Annotated in this window: 17 protein-coding genes; 13 read left to right on the forward strand and 4 right to left on the reverse strand. The window is 71.9% G+C overall.

Going from position 1 to position 21,345, the window contains the following annotated elements:
• Positions 1-34: 34 nt before the first annotated feature.
• From tesB to OG802_RS12880, 3 genes are all read right to left on the reverse strand, one after another.
• The gene (tesB, locus tag OG802_RS12870; protein WP_329410187.1) at positions 35-910 is read right to left on the reverse strand and encodes an acyl-CoA thioesterase II; all 876 of its coding nucleotides are present in this window, start codon (positions 908-910) and stop codon (positions 35-37) included.
• Between the two features lie 36 nt (positions 911-946).
• The gene (locus OG802_RS12875) at positions 947-2,104 is read right to left on the reverse strand and encodes an acyl-CoA dehydrogenase family protein (RefSeq protein WP_329410189.1); all 1,158 of its coding nucleotides are present in this window, start codon (positions 2,102-2,104) and stop codon (positions 947-949) included.
• A 163-nt stretch (positions 2,105-2,267) separates the two neighbouring features.
• The gene (locus tag OG802_RS12880) at positions 2,268-2,867 is read right to left on the reverse strand and encodes an SACE_7040 family transcriptional regulator (RefSeq protein ID WP_329410191.1); all 600 of its coding nucleotides are present in this window, start codon (positions 2,865-2,867) and stop codon (positions 2,268-2,270) included.
• Between the two features lie 97 nt (positions 2,868-2,964).
• Here OG802_RS12880 and OG802_RS12885 point away from each other — a divergent pair, with 97 nt between their 5' ends.
• The 11 genes from OG802_RS12885 (at position 2,965) to OG802_RS12935 (ending at position 17,382) form a co-directional block, all read left to right on the forward strand.
• On the forward strand, positions 2,965-4,581 hold the full coding sequence (locus OG802_RS12885; protein WP_329410193.1) for a carboxyl transferase domain-containing protein: 1,617 nt from the start codon (positions 2,965-2,967) through the stop codon (positions 4,579-4,581).
• A 12-nt stretch (positions 4,582-4,593) separates the two neighbouring features.
• On the forward strand, positions 4,594-6,732 hold the full coding sequence (locus OG802_RS12890; protein WP_329410195.1) for an acetyl/propionyl/methylcrotonyl-CoA carboxylase subunit alpha: 2,139 nt from the start codon (positions 4,594-4,596) through the stop codon (positions 6,730-6,732).
• Positions 6,733-6,743: 11 nt separating this feature from the next.
• Positions 6,744-7,679: a hydroxymethylglutaryl-CoA lyase gene (locus OG802_RS12895; RefSeq protein WP_329417032.1), complete on the forward strand. Its 936-nt coding sequence runs from the start codon at positions 6,744-6,746 to the stop codon at positions 7,677-7,679.
• A 6-nt stretch (positions 7,680-7,685) separates the two neighbouring features.
• The gene (locus tag OG802_RS12900; protein ID WP_329410197.1) at positions 7,686-8,846 is read left to right on the forward strand and encodes an acyl-CoA dehydrogenase family protein; all 1,161 of its coding nucleotides are present in this window, start codon (positions 7,686-7,688) and stop codon (positions 8,844-8,846) included.
• Between the two features lie 319 nt (positions 8,847-9,165).
• On the forward strand, positions 9,166-10,215 hold the full coding sequence (locus OG802_RS12905; protein WP_329410199.1) for an ABC transporter substrate-binding protein: 1,050 nt from the start codon (positions 9,166-9,168) through the stop codon (positions 10,213-10,215).
• Positions 10,216-10,349: 134 nt separating this feature from the next.
• Complete coding sequence (locus OG802_RS12910) at positions 10,350-11,171, forward strand: siderophore-interacting protein (RefSeq protein WP_329410201.1); 822 nt, start codon at positions 10,350-10,352, stop codon at positions 11,169-11,171.
• A gap of 174 nt (positions 11,172-11,345) precedes the next feature.
• A complete protein-coding gene (gene desA, locus OG802_RS12915; RefSeq protein ID WP_329410204.1) occupies positions 11,346-12,788 on the forward strand; it encodes a lysine decarboxylase DesA in 1,443 nt (480 codons plus the stop codon).
• Complete coding sequence (locus OG802_RS12920; RefSeq protein ID WP_329410206.1) at positions 12,772-14,055, forward strand: lysine N(6)-hydroxylase/L-ornithine N(5)-oxygenase family protein; 1,284 nt, start codon at positions 12,772-12,774, stop codon at positions 14,053-14,055. Before desA ends, OG802_RS12920 begins: the two co-directional genes overlap by 17 nt.
• On the forward strand, positions 14,052-14,603 hold the full coding sequence (locus OG802_RS12925) for a GNAT family N-acetyltransferase (protein WP_329410207.1): 552 nt from the start codon (positions 14,052-14,054) through the stop codon (positions 14,601-14,603). Before OG802_RS12920 ends, OG802_RS12925 begins: the two co-directional genes overlap by 4 nt.
• Complete coding sequence (locus OG802_RS12930; protein WP_329410209.1) at positions 14,600-16,405, forward strand: IucA/IucC family protein; 1,806 nt, start codon at positions 14,600-14,602, stop codon at positions 16,403-16,405. Before OG802_RS12925 ends, OG802_RS12930 begins: the two co-directional genes overlap by 4 nt.
• Positions 16,406-16,503: 98 nt before the next feature.
• Complete coding sequence (locus tag OG802_RS12935) at positions 16,504-17,382, forward strand: DUF4429 domain-containing protein (protein ID WP_329410211.1); 879 nt, start codon at positions 16,504-16,506, stop codon at positions 17,380-17,382.
• Between the two features lie 43 nt (positions 17,383-17,425).
• Here OG802_RS12935 and OG802_RS12940 read toward each other — a convergent pair whose 3' ends face one another.
• The gene (locus OG802_RS12940; protein WP_329410213.1) at positions 17,426-18,988 is read right to left on the reverse strand and encodes a purple acid phosphatase family protein; all 1,563 of its coding nucleotides are present in this window, start codon (positions 18,986-18,988) and stop codon (positions 17,426-17,428) included.
• 186 nt (positions 18,989-19,174) lie between these two features.
• Between OG802_RS12940 and OG802_RS12945 the strand changes: the two genes are divergently transcribed.
• Together OG802_RS12945 and glmS are read left to right on the forward strand one after the other, a co-directional pair.
• Positions 19,175-19,432 carry a hypothetical protein gene (locus tag OG802_RS12945; protein WP_329410215.1) on the forward strand — a complete coding sequence of 86 codons (258 nt, stop codon included), beginning with the start codon at positions 19,175-19,177 and terminating at the stop codon, positions 19,430-19,432.
• A gap of 24 nt (positions 19,433-19,456) precedes the next feature.
• On the forward strand, positions 19,457-21,274 hold the full coding sequence (gene glmS / locus OG802_RS12950; RefSeq protein WP_329410216.1) for a glutamine--fructose-6-phosphate transaminase (isomerizing): 1,818 nt from the start codon (positions 19,457-19,459) through the stop codon (positions 21,272-21,274).
• Positions 21,275-21,345: the final 71 nt, after the last annotated feature.

The raw sequence follows: 21,345 nt of genomic DNA on the forward strand, positions 1-21,345 counted from the left end.
GGGGCGGAGGGCCGGGGGCCGGAGGGCTCGCGGCTCAGTCGTCGTCCCGCGGGACGCGGACCACGCCCTCCTGGATGACCGACACGGCGAGCCGGCCGTCCTGCGTGTAGATGCGGGCCTGGCCGAGGCCGCGCCCGCCGGACGCGGACGGCGACTCCTGGTCGTACAGGAGCCACTCGTCGGCGCGGAACGGGCGGTGGAACCACATGGCGTGGTCGAGGGACGCCCCCACCACGTCGCCCACGGCCCAGCCGCCGCGGCCGTGCGCGAGCAGCACCGAGTCGAGCAGGGTCATGTCGGAGACGTAGGTGGCCAGGACGACGTGCAGCAGGGGGTCGTCCGCCAGCTTGCCGTTGGTGCGGAACCACACCTGGCTGTGCGGTTCGCGCGGCTCCCCGAACCGGCCGTACGGCGGGTCGTCGACGTACCGCAGGTCGATCGCCTCGCGCGCTTCGAGGAACCGCTCGACGACCGCCGGGTCGAGGTGGTCGTAGGCGCGCAGCCGCTCCTGGCCGGTCGGCACCGACTCGGGGTCGGGCGCCGGCGGCATGGGCGTCTGGTGGTCGAGGCCCTCCTCGTACGTCTGGAAGGACGCCGACAGCGTGAAGATCGGCCGGCCGTGCTGGACGGCGACCGCGCGGCGGGTGGTGAAGGAGCGGCCGTCGCGGATGCGCTCGACGTCGTAGACGATGGGCGCGCCGGGGTCCCCCATGCGCAGGAAGTACGCGTGCAGGGAGTGGGCGTGCCGGTCCGCGGGGACCGTACGCCCGGCGGCGACCAGCGCCTGGGCCGCCACCTGCCCGCCGAACACGCGCGGGACGACGGCGGACCGGGACCGGCCGCGGAAGATGTTCTCCTCGATCTGCTCCAGGTCGAGCAGATCGAGGAGATCCTGTAGTGCCTGGCTCATGGGTGTCAGGTGTACCGGGCCGCGGTTGCCGGGACCTTACAGACCCATGTCCTTGGCGATGATCGACTTCATGATCTCGCTGGTGCCGCCGTAGATGCGGTTGACGCGGTTGTCCGCGTACAGGCGGGCGATCGGGTACTCGTTCATGAAGCCGTAGCCGCCGTGCAGCTGGAGGCAGCGGTCGATCACGCGGTGGGCGACCTCGGTGCAGAACAGCTTGGCGCTGGCGGCCTCGGCCGGCGTCAGCTCACCGGCGTCCAGGGCCTCCGTGGCGCGGTCGGCGACGGCCTCGGCCGCGTCGACCTCGGCCTGGCAGGCGGCCAGCTCGAACTTGGTGTTCTGGAAGTGCGCGACGGGCTTGCCGAAGACCGTGCGCTCCTGCACGTACTGCTTGGCGAACCGGACGGCGGCCTTGGCCTGCGCGTACGCGCCGTAGGCGATGCCCCAGCGCTCGGAGGCGAGGTTGTGGCCGAGGTAGTAGAAGCCCTTGTTCTCCTCGCCGAGGAGGTCCTCGACGGGCACCTTGACGTCGACGAACGCCAGCTCGGCGGTGTCGGACGTCTTCAGGCCGAGCTTGTCCAGCTTGCGGCCGACCGAGTAGCCCTCGGCCTTGGTGTCCACCACGAACAGGGAGATGCCGTGGCGGCGGTCCTCGGCGGTGGGCGCGGCGGTGCGCGCGCAGACGATCATGCGGTCGGCGTGGACGCCGCCGGTGATGAAGGTCTTGGAGCCGTTGAGGACGTAGTGCGTGCCGTCCTCGGAGAGCTTGGCGGTGCTCTTCATGCCCGCGAGGTCGGAGCCGGTGCCCGGCTCGGTCATCGCGATCGCCCACATCTCCTCGCCGGAGACGAACTTCGGCAGGAAGCGCTTCTTCTGCTCGTCGGTGGCGAGCAGCTTGAGGTAGGGCAGACCGAGCAGCACGTGCACGCCGGAGCCGCCGAAGGTGACGCCCGCGCGGGCGGTCTCCTCGTACAGGACGGCCTCGAACTTGTAGGAGTCGATGCCGGCGCCGCCGTACTCCTCGTCGACGCGGATGCCGAAGACGCCCAGCTCGGCGAGCTTGTAGTAGAAGTCGCGCGGCGCCTGGCCGGCCGCGAACCACTCGTCGTAGACCGGGACGACCTCGGCCTCGATGAAGGCCCGCAGGGTCTCCCGGAACGCCTCGTGGTCCTCGTTGAACACCGTACGGCGCACCGCCGGCCCCTCTCTGCGCCTAAGCCGGCGCCGCTCTCGCGGATGTGGTGCTCGCCGTCGGGGTCCTCAACGCGCGGTTGAGCCCTCGATGGCTAAGCGCTTGCTCAGGTCAACCGTACCGGCGGGTAGGGAGAGGCGTCCATAGGGGCGGCCGTAACGCTCGTCACTCCCCCGCGGCCGCCGCCGCGAACGCGCCGAGCGCCATGCGGTGCAGGAGTCCGGCCGTGGTCGCGCGGCCGGGCAGGGAACCCGGCCGGCCGAGGTGCGGGGTGGAGTTCAGCAGGCCGAAGACCGAGTGGACCGCGGAGCGCGCGGCGGGCTCGGCGAGGCCCGGGTGCACCGCGCACAGGACCTCCACCCACAGCTCCACGTACTGCCGCTGGAGCTGGCGGACCAGCTTGCGGTCGCTCTCGCGCAGGCGGTCCAGCTCACGGTCGTGCAGGGTGATCAGGGGACGGTCGTCGAGGGCGAAGTCGATGTGCCCCTCGACGAGCGAGTCGAGCACCGCCTCGGAGGGCACCCCGTCGGCCTCCGCCAGCCGCCGCTTCGCACCGGTCAGCAGCCGGCCGCTGATGCCCACCAGGAGTTCGGCGAGCATCGCGTCCTTGCCGGGGAAGTGGCGGTACAGCCCCGGACCGCTGATGCCGACCGCGGCCCCTATCTCGTCGACCCCGACGCCGTGGAAGCCACGCTCGGCGAACAGGCGCGCGGCCTCCCTGAGGATCTGCTCGCGCCGGGTGGGGGCGTCCGTTCTCGTGGCCATGAGGGCAATTCTAGACAGCGACGTTAGCGGTCGTTAACCTGAGCGAAATGGTTAACGCTCATTAACAGTCGATCACTGGCGTGAGGGGACCGCGAGGATGGAAGAGGCACCGGAGCTGACGAGCGCGGCAGATCCCGCGTCGGAGGCCTGGAGGGCCAACGAGGACGCGCACCGCGCCCTCGCCGAGGAGCTGCGCGGCAAGCTCGCCGCGGCCCGGCTGGGAGGCGGTGAGAGGGCGCGGGCCCGGCACACCGCGCGCGGCAAGCTGCTGCCCCGCGACCGGGTCGACACGCTCCTGGACCCGGGCTCGCCGTTCCTGGAGCTGGCCCCCCTCGCCGCCGACGGGATGTACGACGGACAGGCCCCGGCCGCCGGCGTGATCGCCGGGATCGGCCGGGTCGCCGGGCGCGAGTGCGTGGTCGTGGCCAACGACGCCACCGTCAAGGGCGGCACCTACTACCCGATGACGGTGAAGAAGCACCTGCGCGCCCAGGAGGTCGCGCTGGAGAACCGGCTGCCGTGCCTGTACCTGGTGGACTCGGGCGGCGCCTTCCTGCCCATGCAGGACGAGGTGTTCCCCGACCGCGAGCACTTCGGGCGGATCTTCTACAACCAGGCCCGCATGTCCGGGGCCGGGATCCCGCAGATCGCGGCCGTGCTCGGGTCGTGCACGGCCGGCGGGGCGTACGTCCCGGCCATGAGCGACGAGGCGGTCATCGTCCGCGGCCAGGGCACGATCTTCCTCGGCGGCCCGCCGCTGGTGAAGGCCGCCACCGGCGAGGTCGTCACCGCGGAGGAGCTGGGCGGCGGCGAGGTGCACTCGCGCGTCTCCGGCGTCACCGACCACCTCGCCGAGGACGACGCGCACGCGCTGCGGATCGTGCGGAACATCGTCGCCACGCTCCCCGCGCGCGGGCCGCTGCCCTGGCAGGTGCGGCCGTCCATGGAGCCCAAGGTCGACCCGCACGGCCTGACCGGAGCGGTCCCGGTCGACTCGCGCACCCCCTACGACGTCCGCGAGGTCATCGCGCGCGTCGTCGACGGCTCCCGTTTCGCGGAGTTCAAGTCCGAGTTCGGGCAGACCCTGGTGACCGGCTTCGCCCGGATCCACGGCCACCCGGTCGGGATCGTCGCCAACAACGGCATCCTGTTCTCCGAGTCCGCCCAGAAGGGCGCCCACTTCATCGAGCTGTGCGACCAGCGCGGCATCCCGCTGGTGTTCCTGCAGAACATCTCCGGCTTCATGGTCGGCAGGGACTACGAGGCCGGCGGCATCGCCAAGCACGGCGCCAAGATGGTGACGGCGGTGGCGTGCACGCGCGTGCCGAAGCTGACGGTCGTCGTCGGCGGGTCGTACGGCGCGGGCAACTACTCCATGTGCGGCCGGGCCTACTCGCCCCGCTTCCTGTGGATGTGGCCCAACGCCAAGATCTCCGTCATGGGCGGCGAGCAGGCCGCCTCCGTCCTCGCCACGGTCAAGCGCGACCAGCTGGAGGCCGGCGGCCAGGAGTGGCCCGCCGAGGACGAGGAGGCCTTCAAGGACCCGATCCGCGCGCAGTACGAACGGCAGGGCAACGCCTACTACGCGACCGCCCGGCTCTGGGACGACGGGGTCATCGAACCGCAGGAGACCCGGCAGGTGCTGGGCCTGGCCCTGACGGCCTGCGCCAACGCGCCGCTGGGCGAGCCCCGGTTCGGCGTCTTCCGGATGTGAGGAGGGGACTTCATGTTTGACACAGTGCTCGTCGCCAACCGGGGCGAGATCGCCGTCCGCGTCATCCGCACGCTGCGCGCCATGGGCGTGCGCTCGGTGGCGGTCTTCTCCGACGCCGACGCGGACGCCCGGCACGTCCGGGAGGCGGACACGGCGGTGCGGATCGGGCCGCCGCCCGCCGCCGACAGCTATCTGTCCGTCGAGCGGCTGCTGGACGCGGCCGCGCGGACCGGCGCCCAGGCCGTCCACCCCGGCTACGGCTTCCTGGCCGAGAACGCCGGCTTCGCGCGTGCCTGCGCCGACGCCGGACTGGTCTTCATCGGGCCGCCCGCCGGGGCCATCGCCCTCATGGGCGACAAGATCCGCGCCAAGGCCACCGTGCGCGAGGCCGGGGTCCCGGTGGTGCCCGGATCGAGCGGCAGCGGCCTGACGGACGACCAGCTCATCGCCGCCGCCCGCGAGATCGGCGTGCCCGTGCTGCTGAAGCCCAGCGCGGGCGGCGGCGGCAAGGGCATGCGGCTGGTGCGCGACGCGTCGCTGCTGGCCGAGGAGATCGCCGCCGCCCGCCGCGAGGCCCGTGCCTCCTTCGGCGACGACACGCTGCTCGTCGAGCGGTGGGTCGACCGGCCCCGGCACATCGAGATCCAGGTCCTCGCCGACGCCCACGGCAACGTGATCCACCTCGGCGAGCGCGAGTGCTCGCTCCAGCGCCGCCACCAGAAGATCGTCGAGGAGGCGCCCAGCGTCCTGCTCGACGAGGCCACGCGCGCGTCGATGGGCGAGGCGGCCGTGCAGGCGGCGCGCTCCTGCGGGTACCGCGGCGCGGGCACGGTGGAGTTCATCGTGCCGGGCGGCGACCCGTCCTCGTACTACTTCATGGAGATGAACACCCGGCTCCAGGTGGAGCACCCGGTCACCGAACTCGTCACCGGCCTGGACCTGGTGGAGTGGCAGCTGCGGGCCGCCGCGGGCGAGCCGCTGCCCTTCGGCCAGAAGGACGTGCGGCTGACCGGGCACGCCGTCGAGGCGCGGGTGTGCGCCGAGGACCCCGCGCGCGGGTTCCTGCCGTCCGGCGGCACCGTGCTGCGGCTGCGCGAGCCGCAGGGCGACGGCGTGCGCACCGACTCCGGGCTCAGCGAGGGCGCCGAGGTCGGCAGCCTCTACGACCCGATGCTGTCCAAGGTGATCGCCTACGGCCCGGACCGGGAGACCGCGCTGCGCAAGCTCCGGGCGGCCCTGGCCGGCACGGTCACCCTGGGCGTGCAGACCAACGCCGGGTTCCTGCGGCGGCTGCTGGCCCACCCGGCGGTCGTCGCGGGCGAACTCGACACGGGGCTCGTGGAACGCGAGGCCGCTTCCCTGGTCACGGCCGACGTCCCGCCGGAGGTCCACGCGGCGGCGGCGCTGCTGCGCCAGGCCGCGCTCGACCCCGCGCTCCGCCCCGCGCCCGCCGCCGACGCGGGCTGGGTGGACCCCTTCTCGGTCGCGGACGGCTGGCGCCTGGGCGGCGAGCCCGCCTGGACCGCGCACCACCTGCACGTGCCCGGCCACGACCCGGTGACCGTCCGCGTGCGCGGCGCGGCCGACGGCGGCTGGGAGGTGCTGCTCGACGGGGAGGAGACCCCGCGCCACAGCTCCGGGATCCTGCCCCCGCGGCCCGGCGACACCCGCTTCGTCTGCCGGCTCGACGGCGTCACGCACGCCTTCGCCGCCCTGCCCGACGGCTCCTGGCTGAGCCGCGACGGCGACGCCTGGCAGGTGCGCGACCACGACCCGGTGGCCGCCTCCCTCACCCGGGGGGCGCACGCGGGCGCCGACTCGCTCACCGCGCCCATGCCCGGAACGGTCACGGTCGTCAAGGTCGCCGTCGGCGACGAGGTGGCCGCGGGCCAGAGCCTGCTGGTGGTCGAGGCGATGAAGATGGAGCACGTCATCTGCGCCCCGCACGCCGGCACCGTAGCCGAACTCGACGTGACCCCCGGCACGACGGTCACCATGGACCAGGTCCTGGCCGTCGTCGCCCCCGTGGACGGACCACAGACCGCCCCCGCGGACGGACCGGAGAGCGGTTCCGCGGACGGACCGGAGAGCGGTTCCGGGGCCGTCGCGGCGGCCGGTCCCTCGGCCGCGCCCCGGAAGGAGGAGAAGTGACCACGCTCCCCATGGCCGTGCCCGCGCCGGGGCTGCCCGCCCGGGTGCGCATCCACGAGGTCGGCGCCCGCGACGGCCTTCAGAACGAGAAGACGACCGTGCCGACGGACGTCAAGGCCGAGTTCGTGCACCGCCTGGCCGACGCGGGCCTCACCACCATCGAGGCCACCAGCTTCGTCCACCCCAGGTGGGTCCCCCAACTCGCCGACGCCGAGCAGCTGTTCCCGCTGGTGAGCGATGTCGACGCGGCACTGCCGGTGCTGGTGCCCAACGAGCGCGGGCTCGACCGGGCGCTGGCGCTGGGCGCGCGGGCCGTCGCCGTCTTCGCCAGCGCCACCGAGTCCTTCGCCAAGGCCAACCTCAACCGCACCGTGGACGAGGCGCTGGCCATGTTCGAGCCGGTGGTGGCGCGGGCCAGGGCCGAGGACGTCCGGGTGCGCGGCTACCTCTCCATGTGCTTCGGCGACCCGTGGGAGGGCGCGGTCCCGCTGGAGCAGGTCGTCCGGGTCTGCCGCGCCCTGCTCGACATGGGCTGTGACGAACTGAGCCTGGGCGACACGATCGGCGTGGCCACCCCGGGCCATGTGCGGGCCCTTCTCACCGCGCTGAACGAACAGGGCGTGCCCACCGACGCGTTGGCGGTGCACTTCCACGACACCTACGGTCAGGCGCTCGCCAACACCTTCGCCGCGCTCCAGCACGGCGTCACCACCGTCGACGCCTCGGCGGGCGGTCTCGGCGGCTGCCCGTACGCCAAGTCCGCCACCGGCAACCTCGCCACCGAAGACCTCGTGTGGATGCTGCGGGGCCTCGGCATCGACACCGGGGTCGACCTCGGCCGTCTCGTCGCCACAAGCGAGTGGATGGCCGCCCGGCTGGGCCGGCCCAGCCCGTCCCGCACCGTCCGAGCACTCGGCACCACGACACAGCCCCACAAGGAGCAGTGACCCGACATGGACCACCGTCTCTCCCCCGAACTGGAAGAACTCCGCCGCACGGTCGAGGAGTTCGCGCACGACGTCGTCGCGCCCAAGATCGGTGACTTCTACGAGCGGCACGAGTTCCCCTACGAGATCGTCCGCGAGATGGGCCGCATGGGCCTGTTCGGCCTGCCCTTCCCCGAGGAGCACGGCGGCATGGGCGGCGACTACCTCGCCCTGGGCATCGCGCTGGAGGAGCTCGCGCGGGTCGACTCGTCCGTGGCGATCACCCTGGAGGCCGGCGTCTCGCTGGGCGCCATGCCGATCCATCTCTTCGGCACGCCCGAGCAGAAGCGCCAGTGGCTGCCGCGGCTGTGCTCCGGCGAGATGCTCGGAGCGTTCGGGCTGACCGAGCCGGACGGCGGCTCGGACGCGGGGGCGACGCGCACGACGGCCCGCCTCGACCCCGACACCGACGAGTGGGTGATCAACGGCACGAAGTGCTTCATCACCAACTCGGGCACGGACATCACGGGCCTGGTCACGGTCACCGCGGTGACGGGCCGCAAGCCGGACGGCCGGCCGCTGATCTCCGCGATCATCGTCCCGGCCGGCACCCCGGGCTTCACGGTCGCCGCGCCCTACTCGAAGGTCGGCTGGAACGCCTCGGACACCCGTGAGCTGTCCTTCGCCGACGTGCGCGTCCCGGCGGCGAACCTGCTCGGCGAGGAGGGCCGCGGCTACGCGCAGTTCCTGCGGATCCTCGACGAGGGGCGCATCGCCATCGCCGCGCTGGCGACCGGCCTCGCGCAGGGCTGCGTGGACGAGTCGGTCAAGTACGCCCGGGAACGGCACGCGTTCGGCCGCCCGATCGGCGCCAACCAGGCCGTCCAGTTCAAGATCGCCGACATGGAGATGAAGGCCCACACCTCCCGCCTGGCCTGGCGCGACGCGGCCTCGCGGCTGGTGGCCGGGGAGCCCTTCAAGAAGGAGGCGGCGCTGGCGAAGCTGTACTCGTCGACGATCGCCGTCGACAACGCCCGCGACGCCACCCAGGTGCACGGCGGCTACGGCTTCATGAACGAGTACCCGGTGGCCCGGATGTGGCGCGACTCCAAGATCCTGGAGATCGGCGAGGGCACGAGCGAGGTGCAGCGCATGCTGATCGCCCGGGAGCTGGGCCTGCCCGCCTGACCCGACGCCGCCCGGCGTCCCGGCGCAGGACGGCTCCCGGCCTCCCGGCGCAGGACGGCTCCCGGCGCCCTCGGCGTCCCGACGTCTGCGCGCCATTGCTCGGCCGCTCGGCGGCCCCGGCCCACCGGCCGGGGCCGCCGACGCCGTTTCCGCCGCGTCCTGGTGACGGCCCGTCCGCCGGTGGCCGGCCGCCGGCAACCGGCGCGGGCGGGCGCGGCCGCGGTCCCCGGGGCCACCCTCTGGACGCGAGCTGAGGTTAGGCTAACCTACATTCGAACCGTCCTCGGGTGATCCCGCCCCGTTCGAAAGTGGCACACTCATGTCCAACGCCAGAGCCGTCCGTCCCACCCGCCGCGGCCTCCTCGCCGCCGGTGGCGCCCTCGGTCTCGGCGCCGTGCTCGCCGCCTGCGGGGACGACAAGCCGGGCGGCAGCGGCTCCGGGTCGCCGGCGAACGCCCCGGCGAAGTCCGGCCCCTGGACCTTCAAGGACGACCGCGGCACCACCGTCGAGCTCGACTCGGTCCCCGCGAACATCGTCGCCTTCACCGGCGTCGGCGCGGCCCTCCACGACTACGGCATCCAGGTCAAGGGCGTCTTCGGCCCCACGAAGACCACCTCGGGCAAGGCCGACGTGCAGGCCGGCGACATGGACGTCACCAAGGTGACCGTCCTCGGCAACGTCTGGGACGAGTTCAACGTCGAGAAGTACGCGGCCCTCGCGCCCGACGTCCTCATCTCCACGATGTTCGACGGCGCCGGCACCCTCTGGTACGTCCCCGAGGCCTCCAAGGACAAGATCGCCAAGCTCGCCCCGAGCGTCGGCGTCTCCGTCTACGACCGTCAGCTGACGGGTCCGCTGCAACGCATGTGGGAACTGGCCGAGTCGCTGGGCGCCGACATGACGGCGGCCGCGGTCACCGGCGCCAAGAAGAGGTTCGAGGACGCGGCCGCCCGGCTGCGCGCCGCCGCCAAGGCCAAGCCCGGCATCAGGGTGATGGCCGGCTCCGCGAGCCCCGAGCTGTTCTACGTGTCCGGCACCGATCTCTCGATCGACCTGGAGTACTTCAAGGCCCTCGGCGTGAACTTCGTCGAGCCGCCGGAGAAGGCGAAGGCCCAGGGCGGCGGCTGGTACGAGTCGCTGAGCTGGGAGAACGTCGACAAGTACCCGGCCGACATCATCATGATGGACGACCGCTCCTCGACCATCCAGCCCGCCGACATCACCGAGGCGACCTGGAAGAAGCTGCCCGCGGTCAAGGCCGGCCAGGTCATCGCGCGCTCCCCCGAACCGATCCTGTCCTACGACAAGTGCGTGCCGCTGCTGGAGAACCTCGCCGCGGCGCTGGAGAAGGCGAAGAAGGTCGCCTGAACGACGGCGACCTGACGACGTGGGCGCGCCGCGGCCGAGGCCGTGGCGCTCGCGCCCACGCGGCGGAGCCGCACGCCGAGGCGGCCCCGCGCCCCTGAGCGATCCGTCCCGCCCCCACGTCTTCGGGAGCCCCCATGACCACCGCCGTCGCCGCCCCCTTCCGGTTCTTCTCGCTCCGGGTCGCCCGGACCCGGCGGCTGTCGCCGTCCCTGGTCCGGGTGAGCTTCGCCGGGGAGGACCTGCTCCACTTCCTCTCCGACGGGCGCGACCAGTCGCTGTCGCTCTTCCTGCCGCACCCGGGACAGGAGGAGCCGCGCGTTCCCGTCGAGCTGGGGGACGGCTGGTGGCAGGGCTGGCGTGAACTGCCCGACGACGTACGGGCGGTGATGCGTTCGTACACGCTGAGCGGGCTGCGCGCCGACCCGCTCGGACGCACGGTGGGCATCGACGTCGACTTCGTGCTGCACACGCCCGCCGGGCCCGCCTCGGCGTGGGCGGCGCGCGCGGCCGCCGGGGACCGGGTGCTGCTGCTCGGGCCCGCGGTGGCCGACAACCGGGCGATCCGCTTCCGTCCGCCGCACGACGCCGACCTGCTGGTGCTCTGGGGTGACGAGAGCGCGCTGCCGGCCGTCGCGTCGATCCTGGAGTCGCTGCCGTCCGGCCGGCGCGCCCGGGTCTGGCTGGAGGTCCACGACCCGGCGGGCATACGGGAGTTGACGACCCGGGCGGCCGCCGAGGTGACCTGGGTGGTCGGGGAGGATTCCGTCGACGCCGTCCGCGCGGCCGCGCTGCCGCCCGCCGAGCGCCCGTACGTCTGGATCGCGGGCGAGTCCGGATCCGTGAAGGCGCTGCGCCGGCACTTCGTGCGCGAGCGCGGCGTGGACCGGCGCCGGGTCACCTTCGTCGGCTACTGGCGGCGGGGCATGAGCGAGGAACAGCTCCGCGAGACCGAGTAGCGACACCGCGCCCCCGCAGCCGGACTGCGGGGGCGCACACGTGACCACCGTCACGGCACACCCAGGATTCCGGTGATCAAACTCAGGTTAGGCTAACCTAAGTTGACCCTGAGGTTCCGCCCCCGAACCGCCCCGCCCCCGCGTCCCGTCCCCACCCCCCGGAGGACCCCCACCATGCGCTCGCACCTGCTCAATGACACGAACGCGGAGCACTACCGCCGCTCCGTGACCGAAGGAGTAGAGCGGGTGGCCGCCAAACTCGCCGCCACCGACCGTCCGTTCACCGGGGTCACGGTCGACGCCCTCGCGCCCCGCATCGACCGCATCGACCTCGACCGGCCCCTGGGCGACACCACCGCCGTGCTCGACGAGCTGGAGGAGGTCTACCTCCGCGACGCGGTCTACTTCCACCACCCCCGCTACCTCGCCCACCTCAACTGCCCCGTGGTCATCCCCGCCGTGCTGGGCGAGGCGGTCCTGTCCGCCGTCAACTCCTCCCTCGACACCTGGGACCAGTCGGCCGGCGGCACCCTCATCGAGCGCAGGCTGATCGACTGGACGTGCGCCCGCGCCGGCCTCGGCCCCGCCGCCGACGGCGTGTTCACCTCCGGCGGCAGCCAGTCCAACCTCCAGGCCCTGCTGCTGGCCCGCGAGGAGGCGAAGTCCGACTCCCTCGCGCGACTGCGCGTCTTCGTCTCCGAGGCCGGCCACTTCAGCGTGCAGAAGTCGGCGAAACTGCTCGGCCTCGGCCCCGAAGCCGTGATCGCCGTCCCCGTCGACCACGACAAGCGCATGCAGACCGTGGCCCTCGCCCACGAGCTGGAGCGGTGCAGGAAGGACGGCCTCGTCCCCATGGCCGTCGTCGCCACCGCCGGCACCACCGACTTCGGCTCCGTCGACCCGCTCCCCGAGATCGCCGAACTCTGCGCCCAGTTCGGCGCCTGGATGCACGTCGACGCCGCCTACGGCTGCGGGCTCCTCGCCTCCGTGAAGTACCGGGACCGCATCGACGGCATCGAACGCGCCGACTCCGTCACCGTCGACTACCACAAGTCCTTCTTCCAGCCCGTGAGTTCCTCCGCCGTGCTGGTCCGCGACGCCACCACGCTGCGCCACGCCACCTACCATGCCGAGTACCTCAACCCGCGCCGCATGGTGCACGAGCGCATCCCCAACCAGGTGGACAAGTCCCTCCAGACCACCCGCCGCTTCGACGCCCTCAAGCTGTGGATGACCCTGCGCACCATGGGCGCCGACGGCATCGGCGCGCTCTTCGACGAGGTCTGCGACCTGGCCGCCGATGGCTGGCGCCTGCTGGCCGCCGATCCGCGCTTCGACGTCGTCGTCCGGCCGTCGCTGTCCACCCTCGTCTTCCGCTACGTCCCGGCCGGCGTCACCGACCCGGCCGAGACCGACCGCGCCAACCTGTACGCCCGCAAGGCCCTGTTCGCCTCCGGCGACGCGGTGGTCGCGGGCACCAAGGTCGGCGCCCGCCACTACCTGAAGTTCACCCTGCTCAACCCCGAGACCACCACCGACGACATCGCCGCCGTCCTCGACCTGATCGCCGGCCACGCCGAGCAGTACCTGGGAGAGTCCCTTGACCGCGCCTGCTGAATCCCCGGACACCGTCCACGACTTCGTGGGGATCGGACTCGGCCCCTTCAACCTCGGCCTGGCCTGCCTGACCGAGCCCATCGCCGAACTCGACGGCCTCTTCCTGGAGTCGAAGCCCGACTTCGAGTGGCACGCGGGCATGTTCCTCGACGGCGCCCACCTCCAGACCCCGTTCATGTCGGACCTGGTCACCCTCGCCGACCCCACGTCGCCCTACTCCTTCCTCAACTACCTGAAGGAGAAAGGCCGGCTCTACTCGTTCTACATCCGCGAGAACTTCTACCCGCTGCGCGTCGAGTACGACGACTACTGCCGCTGGGCCGCCCACCAGCTGACCAGCGTGCGCTTCTCGACCACGGTCGCCGAGGTGACCTACGACGAGAGCGACGAGGTGTACGCCGTGCGGACCACCGACGGCGACGTCCACCGCGCCCGCCGCCTGGTCCTGGGCACCGGCACCTCCCCCCACATACCGCCGGCCTGCGCCGGACTCGGCGGCGACTTCCTGCACAACTCCCGCTATGTGCAGCACAAGGCGGAACTCCAGAAGAAGGAGTCGATCACCCTGGTCGGCTCCGGGCAGTCGGCCGCCGAGATCTACCTCGACCTGCTCTCCGAGATCGACGTGCACGGCTACCGGCTGAACTGGGTCACCCGCTCCCCGCGCTTCTTCCCGCTGGAGTACACCAAGCTCACCCTGGAGATGACCTCCCCGGAGTACGTCGACTACTTCCGGGCGCTGCCGGAGCAGACCCGCTACCGCCTCGCCGCCGACCAGAAGGGCCTGTTCAAGGGCATCGACGGCGACCTCGTGAACGAGATCTTCGACCTGCTCTACCGCAAGAGCCTCGCCGGGCCCGTCCCCACCCGGCTGCTGACCAACTCGGCGCTCACCGGCGCGAGCCACGCCGACGGCACGTACACCCTCGCCTTCCGCCAGGAGGAGCAGGGCAAGGACTTCGAGCTGAGCAGCCAGGGGCTGGTGCTGGCCACCGGCTACCACTACGCCGAGCCCGCGTTCCTCGCGCCGGTCAGGGACAGGCTGCGCCGCGACTCCCGCGGCAACTTCGACATCGGCCGCAACTACGCCGTCGACACCACCGGCCGGGGCGTGTTCCTCCAGAACGGGGGCGTGCACGCGCACAGCGTCACCTCGCCCGACCTCGGCATGGGCGCCTACCGCAACAGCTGCATCATCCGCGAGCTGCTCGGCCGCGAGTACTACCCCGTCGAGAAGACCATCGCCTTCCAGGAGTTCGGCGTATGACCAGCCCCGCGGCCGTCGGCCGCCTCTCCCTCCGTCCCCTCGACCCGCTCCGCGACGCCGGGCTGCTGCACCGCTGGGTGACGCACCCCAAGGCCGCCTACTGGATGATGCAGAACGCGACGCTCGTGGACGTCGAGCGGGCCTACATGGGCATCGCCGCCGACGAGCACCACCACGCCCTCCTCGGGCTGCACGACGGCGAACCGGCCTTCCTCATGGAGCACTACGACCCCGTCCACCGCGAGCTGGCGGGCCTGTACGAGCCGCTCCCGGGCGACGTCGGCATGCACTTCCTGGTCGCCCCGACCGACCGGCCGGTGCACGGCTTCACCCGCGCGGTGATCACCGCCGTCATGGCGCACCTCTTCGCCGACCCGGCGGTGCGGCGCGTGGTCGTCGAGCCGGACGTCGGCAACAAGGCCGTGCACGCGCTCAACGAGGCCGTCGGCTTCGTGCCCGAGCGGGAGATCCGCAAGCCGGAGAAGACGGCGCTGCTGAGCTTCTGCACCCGCGAGCGGTTCACCGCGGCCACGGGGGTGACGGCATGACCCCCGCCGACGCCGTGGCCCACCTCTCCCCCGAGCACTGGGCGAAGGCCAACCGCCTGCTGGTGCGCAAGGCCCTCGCCGAGTTCGCCCACGAGCGGCTCGTCACGCCCGAGGCGCTCGACACGCACGCGGGGCACGGCACGCCGGACGGGAGCGAGGGCCGGTACGTCGTCCGCAGCGACGACGCGCTGACGTCCTACCGCTTCACCGCCGTCCGCCGCGCCCTCGACCACTGGCAGATCGACGCCGGCTCGATCACCCGCACCCGCGACGGGGCCGAACTGCCCCTCGAGGCGCTGGACTTCTTCGTCGAGCTGAGGAAGACCCTGGGGCTGAGCGACGAGATCCTGCCGGTCTACCTGGAGGAGATCTCCTCCACCCTCTCCAGCACCTGCTACAAGCTCACCAAGCCCGAGGTCACCTCGGCGGAACTGGTCCGCGGCGGCTTCCAGGCCATCGAGACCGGCATGACCGAGGGCCACCCCTGCTTCGTCGCCAACAACGGGCGGCTCGGCTTCGGCGTCCACGAGTACCTGTCGTACGCGCCGGAGACGGCGAGCCCGGTGCGGCTGGTGTGGCTGGCCGCGCACCGTTCGCGGGCCGCGTTCACGGCCGGGGCGGGCATCGCCTACGAGTCCTTCGTGCGCGAGGAGCTGGGCGACGCGACCGTCGACCGGTTCGACGCGGTCCTGCGCGGGCGCGGCCTGGACCCGGCCGACTACCTCCTCGTCCCCGTCCACCCCTGGCAGTGGTGGAACAAGCTCGCCGTCACCTTCGCGGCCGAGATCGCCCGTCAGAACCTGGTGTGCCTGGGCGAGGGCGACGACGAGTACCTGGCGCAGCAAAGCATCCGCACCTTCTTCAACCGCACCCACCCCGAGAAGCACTACGTCAAGACGGCCCTGTCCGTGCTCAACATGGGGTTCATGCGCGGTCTGTCGGCCGCCTACATGGAGGCCACCCCGGCCATCAACGACTGGCTGGCCCGGCTCATCGACAACGACCCGGTGCTGAAGTCGACCGGGCTGTCGATCATCCGCGAGCGGGCCGCCGTCGGCTACCGGCACCTGGAGTACGAGGCCGCGACGGACCGCCACTCGCCGTACCGCAAGATGCTCGCGGCGCTGTGGCGGGAGAGCCCGGTGCCGTCGCTGCGGGAGGGCGAGTCGCTCGCGACGATGGCCTCCCTGATCCATGTGGACCACGAGGGCCGGTCGGTGGCCGGCGCCCTGATCGAGCGCTCCGGCCTGGCCCCGGCCGACTGGCTGCGCGCCTACCTCCAGGCGTACTACACGCCCCTGCTGCACAGCTTCTACGCCTACGACCTGGTGTTCATGCCGCACGGCGAGAACACGATCCTGGTCCTGAAGGACGGCGTCGTGCGGCGGGCCGTCTACAAGGACATCGCCGAGGAGATCGCCGTCATGGACCCGGACGCGGTGCTGCCGCCCGAGGTCCGGCGCATCCGCGTCGACGTGCCCGAGGACACGAAGCTCCTGTCGATCTTCACGGACGTCTTCGACTGCTTCTTCCGCTTCCTCGCCGCCGCTCTCGCCGCCGAGGGGATCCTGGCGGAGGACGGCTTCTGGCGCACGGTCGCCGAGGTCACCCGCGCCTACCAGGAGGCCAACCCCGAACTGGCCGACCGGTTCAGCCGGTACGACCTGTTCGCCCCCGAGTTCGCCCTGTCCTGCCTCAACCGCCTCCAGCTGCGCGACAACCGGCAGATGGTGGACCTGGCCGACCCCTCGGGCGCCCTCCAGCTGGTCGGCGCCCTGCGCAACCCCGTCGCGGCGTTCTGACCGGCCCGGCGGGCTCCGCGGGACGGTCCCCGCCGGAGCCCGCCGCCGTGCCGGCCGGCCGCCGTGTGTCCGCACCGGGGCGGTGGAACAATCCCCGCATGGCGGAAATCCTGCAGAAGGACGGCACGTGGATCTTCGACGGCGACGCCCTGCGGCTGACGCCGGGACGGGACAGGAACGTCGGCCTGCTCCGCCGGGAGCTGGGTGAACTCGTCGTTCCGCTGCGGGCGTTGGCGGGCGTGTCGTTCGAGCAGGGCAAGCGGGCCGGGCGGCTCAGGCTGCGGCTGCGCGACGGCGCGGATCCGCTGCTCCAGGCGACCGGCGGCAGGCTGGCCGAGCCGCACGACCCGTACCAGCTGCTCGTCGAGTCCGACCGGTACGGCGTCGCCGAGTACCTCGTGGACGAGGTGCGCCGCGCGCTGCTGCTGGACGGGGTCCCGTCCGACCCGGTGGACGCCTATCTGCTGCCGGGCCCGCCGGTGCCCCTGTCCGTGTCCGCCGGGGACGGCACCGCGAGCTTCGACGGCGAGACCGTACGGCTGGAGTGGAACTGGAAGACGGAGGAGGCCAAGTCGTCCGCCGGGCCGCGCGCGCTGCCGCTCGCGGACATCGAGGGCGTGGAGTGGCAGCCCGCGGTGGGGCTGGAGAACGGCGCCCTGCGGTTCCGGTCGCGGCACACGTCCGCCACGGCCCCGCCGAAGTACGACCCGAACGCGGTGGAACTGTGGGGCTTTCGCAGGGATCCGCTGATGGCCCTGGTCGCGGCGGCCGTGCAGGCACGGCTCCCGCATCCGGGCGCGAGCACGGCGATCTCGGCGGCGGACGCCGTACGTCCGCTGCTGCCGGCTCCCGCGGCCGAGGGCGACCACGACGCGCTGCTGCGCCGGCTGCGCCAGCTGGGCGACCTGCACCGTGACGGCGTGCTGACGGACGACGAGTTCGCCCTGGCCAAGCAGGCGGTCCTCAAGCGCCTGTAGAGCGGGCGAGGACCGCCTGCCGCCGGAGTCGGCCCGGTGCGGGCTACTTCGCCCTGCGGGCCACCGTGAAGTGGTCGATGCGGTCGCCGGTCTCCGCGATGCCCTGGACCTTCAGGGTCGTGTAGTGGCCCCTGGGCGCGGGAGCGACGTCCACGCGCAGGAACGAGTAGTTCAGGTAGCGCACGCGCGACCAGGTGACGGTCTCGTCCTTCCTGCCGTCCTTCAGGTTGACGAACGAGGCCACCGACTCGGCCTCGTTCTCGTGGCCCTCGTAGGAGTCCGGGGCGGAGAACGCGTACAGGCTGCGGCCGGCCGCGCCCGCCGTCACGTAGACGACGCCCTCGGTCTCGGGGTAGGCCGTGCCGCCGATCGGGAGCTTCTTGGCGACCGCGCCTCCCCTGATGACGTCGGTGCGCTCGTACTGGTGGTTGTGCCCGTTGATGACGAGGTCCACCCGGTACTCGTCGAACAGCGGCACCCACTCCTGACGCACGCCGCCCTCCGAGGCGTGCGCGGTGGAGGTGCAGTAGGCGCAGTGGTGGAAGAACACCACGACGAAGTCGATGTCCTTCGAGGCGCGGAACGCCCTCAGCCGCGCCTCCAGCCACCTGGTCTGGGTTCCGCCGGAGATGCCGAGGTTCGCGGGGATCTCGAAGGAGACGTCGTTGGGGTCCAGCGAGATGACCGCCGTGTTGCCGTGGACGAAGGAGTAGACGCCCGGCAGGTTCTTCTTGTCGGGGCCGTTGCCGGGGAGGTTCCAGCGGGCCTCCTCGCCGCCGTAGCCGTTGGGCGAGTACCAGGCCTCCATGTCGTGGTTGCCGTACGACACCATCCACGGCACCGACTTGGAGACGGACTCGGTCTGGGCGAGGAACTGGTCCCAGGTGCGCGCGTCGAAGACGGTGTCGGAGGTCTTGCCCTGCCCGGCCGGGTCGCCGTAGGCGATGTCACCGGCGTGCAGGTGGAAGGCCGGGTTCTGGCCGAGGATCAGGCTGTCGTTGGCCAGCGCGTGGTAGCTGACGCCCTGGTCGCCGAAGGCCGTGAAGGTGAAGGGGGCCTTGTGGGCGGGCGCCGTGGTGAAGGTGCCGAGGGTGCCCAGCAGGTGCGGGGCGGCCGGGTCGAAGCCCGTGTGCCCGACGCCGTAGTAGTACGTCCTGCCCGGCTTGAGGCGGGTCAGCTCGGCGTGCACGTAGTACTGGGTGTGGTCGCCGCTCGCGCCGACGCCGGCCGGGGTGTGGAGGGTGCGCACCTCCGCCTCGATCTTGCGGGAGAGGTCCCAGGGGTGGGCGCCGATGCGGATGAACGGCTTCTTCACCGCGACGGGCACCTGCCAGGAGACGGTCATCTCGGTGCGCGGGTCGTCGCCGTAGGCGAGGTGGCGGCCGAAGGGGGCGACGAGGGCGCCGTCGACGGGCTCGGTGTGCGAGAGCGGCTGGGTGCGGGCGGCGGTCTGTGCCGTGGCGCCCGTCACGAACGCGCCACCGGTGACGGCGCCCAGCGTGACCGCGCCGCCTCTGATCATCGTGCGCCGGGAGAACCTGGTGCGCAGGTACTCGTGCTGCTCGGCCATGCTCATGCGGTCGGCGAGCCGCTCGGGTACGCCCATGCGAGGAGTGTCCATGGCGTCTGAAACTCGTCGTCTCCGGCGACGGCCCGCAAGACGCCGGATGGACGGTTCACGAACAGCGGCCCATAACACATTCAATGTTCCGCCAAGGCCGCTTAACAGCCGCCTGCCCGAAATCGGGCACGTTTCTTGCGAAACCGGCTCGCGTACCCCAGGATCTACCGGGTGCACGAGGAACTTGTCGATCACCTGACGCGCTCCACCCCCCTCCAGCGGGGCGAGGCGCTGCGGGTGATCCAGGACGTGCTCGCCTACTTCGACGAGACGACCGAGGACTACGTCCGTCGCCGCCACCGCGAGCTCCAGGCCCAGGGCCTGGTGAACGCGGAGATCTTCGAACGGATCGAGGCGGACCTGAAATACCGTGCGGTGGCGCCGCCCGAGCTGACGCTCAGGCAACTGCGGCGCATCGTCTACGGCTGAACCGAAGCTTGGGGATACGTATACATGTGCGGAATCGTCGGATACATCGGGAAGCGTGACGTCGCTCCCCTGCTCCTGGAGGGCCTTCAGCGCCTGGAGTACCGCGGCTACGACTCGGCCGGCATAGTCGTCACCTCGCCCAAGACGGCCGGCCTGAAGATGGTCAAGGCCAAGGGCCGGGTGCGCGACCTGGAGGCCAAGGTCCCGGCCCGCTTCAAGGGCACGACCGGCATCGCCCACACCCGCTGGGCCACCCACGGCGCCCCCTCCGACGTGAACGCCCACCCGCACATGTCGGCCGACCTCAAGGTCGCCGTCGTCCACAACGGCATCATCGACAACGCCTCCGACCTGCGCAAGAAGCTCGAAGCGGACGGCGTCGAGTTCCTCTCCGAGACGGACACCGAGGTCCTCGTCCACCTCGTCGCCCGCGCCCAGGCCGACAAGCTCGAGGACAAGGTGCGCGAGGCGCTGCGCGTCGTCGAGGGCACCTACGGCATCGCCGTGATGCACGCCGACTTCTCCGACCGCATCGTCGTCGCCCGCAACGGCTCCCCGGTCGTCCTCGGCATCGGCGAGAAGGAGATGTTCGTCGCCTCGGACATCGCCGCGCTCGTCGCCCACACCCGCCAGATAGTCACCCTCGACGACGGCGAGATGGCCACCCTCAAGGCGGACGACTTCCGCACGTACACCACCGAGGGCACCCGCACCACCGCCGAGCCGACGACCGTGGAGTGGGAGGCCGCCTCCTACGACATGGGCGGCCACGACACCTACATGCACAAGGAGATCCACGAGCAGGCCGACGCCGTGGACCGCGTGCTGCGCGGCCGCATCGACGACCGCTTCTCCACCGTGCACCTCGGCGGCCTCAACCTGGACGCCCGCGAGGCGCGCCAGATCCGCCGCGTCAAGATCCTCGGCTGCGGCACGTCGTACCACGCGGGCATGATCGGCGCCCAGATGATCGAGGAGCTGGCCCGCATCCCTGCGGACGCCGAGCCCGCGTCCGAGTTCCGCTACCGCAACGCGGTCGTGGACCCCGACACGCTGTACATCGCCGTCTCGCAGTCCGGTGAGACGTACGACGTGCTGGCGGCCGTCCAGGAGCTGAAGCGCAAGGGCGCGCGGGTGCTGGGCGTGGTCAACGTGGTCGGCTCGGCGATCGCCCGCGAGGCGGACGGCGGCGTCTACGTGCACGCCGGCCCCGAGGTCTGCGTCGTGTCCACCAAGTGCTTCACCAACACGACGGTGGCCTTCGCGCTGCTCGCGCTGCACCTGGGCCGCACCCGCGACCTCTCGGTGCGCGACGGCAAGCGGATCATCGAGGGCCTGCGCAAGCTGCCCGCCCAGATCGCCGAGATCATGGAGCAGGAGGCGGAGATCGAGAAGCTGGCCGAGGAGCTGGCCGAGGCCCGCTCGATGCTCTTCATCGGCCGCGTCCGGGGCTACCCGGTCGCCCGCGAGGCCTCGCTGAAGCTCAAGGAGGTCTCGTACATCCACGCCGAGGCCTACCCGGCCTCCGAGCTGAAGCACGGTCCGCTGGCCCTCATCGAGCCCGCGCTCCCGACGGTCGCAATCGTCCCCGACGACGACCTGCTGGAGAAGAACCGCGCGGCCCTGGAGGAGATCAAGGCCCGCAGCGGGCGGATCGTCGCGGTCGCCCACCGCGAGCAGGAGAAGGCGGACCGGACGATCGTCGTCCCCAAGAACGAGGACGAGCTCGACCCGATCCTCATGGGCATCCCGCTCCAGCTCCTCGCCTACTACACGGCGAAGGCGCTGGGCCGTGACATCGACAAGCCGCGCAACCTGGCGAAGTCCGTCACCGTCGAGTAGTCGCCCGCCGGGGCGCGGGACGACCGCGCGGACCGGCGGACACGAACGGGCCCCCTGTGCCGCCACCGCGC

The sequence above is a fragment of the Streptomyces sp. NBC_00704 genome (genome assembly GCF_036226605.1).
Classification (GTDB): domain Bacteria; phylum Actinomycetota; class Actinomycetes; order Streptomycetales; family Streptomycetaceae; genus Streptomyces.

Excerpts from the sequence above, each read along its gene's own strand:
- tesB (WP_329410187.1), bottom strand. The coding sequence starts at position 910 with ATGAGCCAGGCACTACAGGATCTCCTCGATCTGCTCGACCTGGAGCAG.
- OG802_RS12880 (WP_329410191.1), bottom strand. The coding sequence starts at position 2,867 with ATGGCCACGAGAACGGACGCCCCCACCCGGCGCGAGCAGATCCTCAGG.
- OG802_RS12885 (WP_329410193.1), top strand. The coding sequence starts at position 2,965 with ATGGAAGAGGCACCGGAGCTGACGAGCGCGGCAGATCCCGCGTCGGAG.
- OG802_RS12890 (WP_329410195.1), top strand. The coding sequence starts at position 4,594 with ATGTTTGACACAGTGCTCGTCGCCAACCGGGGCGAGATCGCCGTCCGC.
- OG802_RS12895 (WP_329417032.1), top strand. The coding sequence starts at position 6,744 with ATGGCCGTGCCCGCGCCGGGGCTGCCCGCCCGGGTGCGCATCCACGAG.
- OG802_RS12900 (WP_329410197.1), top strand. The coding sequence starts at position 7,686 with ATGGACCACCGTCTCTCCCCCGAACTGGAAGAACTCCGCCGCACGGTC.
- OG802_RS12905 (WP_329410199.1), top strand. The coding sequence starts at position 9,166 with ATGTCCAACGCCAGAGCCGTCCGTCCCACCCGCCGCGGCCTCCTCGCC.
- OG802_RS12910 (WP_329410201.1), top strand. The coding sequence starts at position 10,350 with ATGACCACCGCCGTCGCCGCCCCCTTCCGGTTCTTCTCGCTCCGGGTC.
- desA (WP_329410204.1), top strand. The coding sequence starts at position 11,346 with ATGCGCTCGCACCTGCTCAATGACACGAACGCGGAGCACTACCGCCGC.
- OG802_RS12925 (WP_329410207.1), top strand. The coding sequence starts at position 14,052 with ATGACCAGCCCCGCGGCCGTCGGCCGCCTCTCCCTCCGTCCCCTCGAC.
- OG802_RS12930 (WP_329410209.1), top strand. The coding sequence starts at position 14,600 with ATGACCCCCGCCGACGCCGTGGCCCACCTCTCCCCCGAGCACTGGGCG.
- OG802_RS12935 (WP_329410211.1), top strand. The coding sequence starts at position 16,504 with ATGGCGGAAATCCTGCAGAAGGACGGCACGTGGATCTTCGACGGCGAC.
- OG802_RS12940 (WP_329410213.1), bottom strand. The coding sequence starts at position 18,988 with ATGGGCGTACCCGAGCGGCTCGCCGACCGCATGAGCATGGCCGAGCAG.
- glmS (WP_329410216.1), top strand. The coding sequence starts at position 19,457 with ATGTGCGGAATCGTCGGATACATCGGGAAGCGTGACGTCGCTCCCCTG.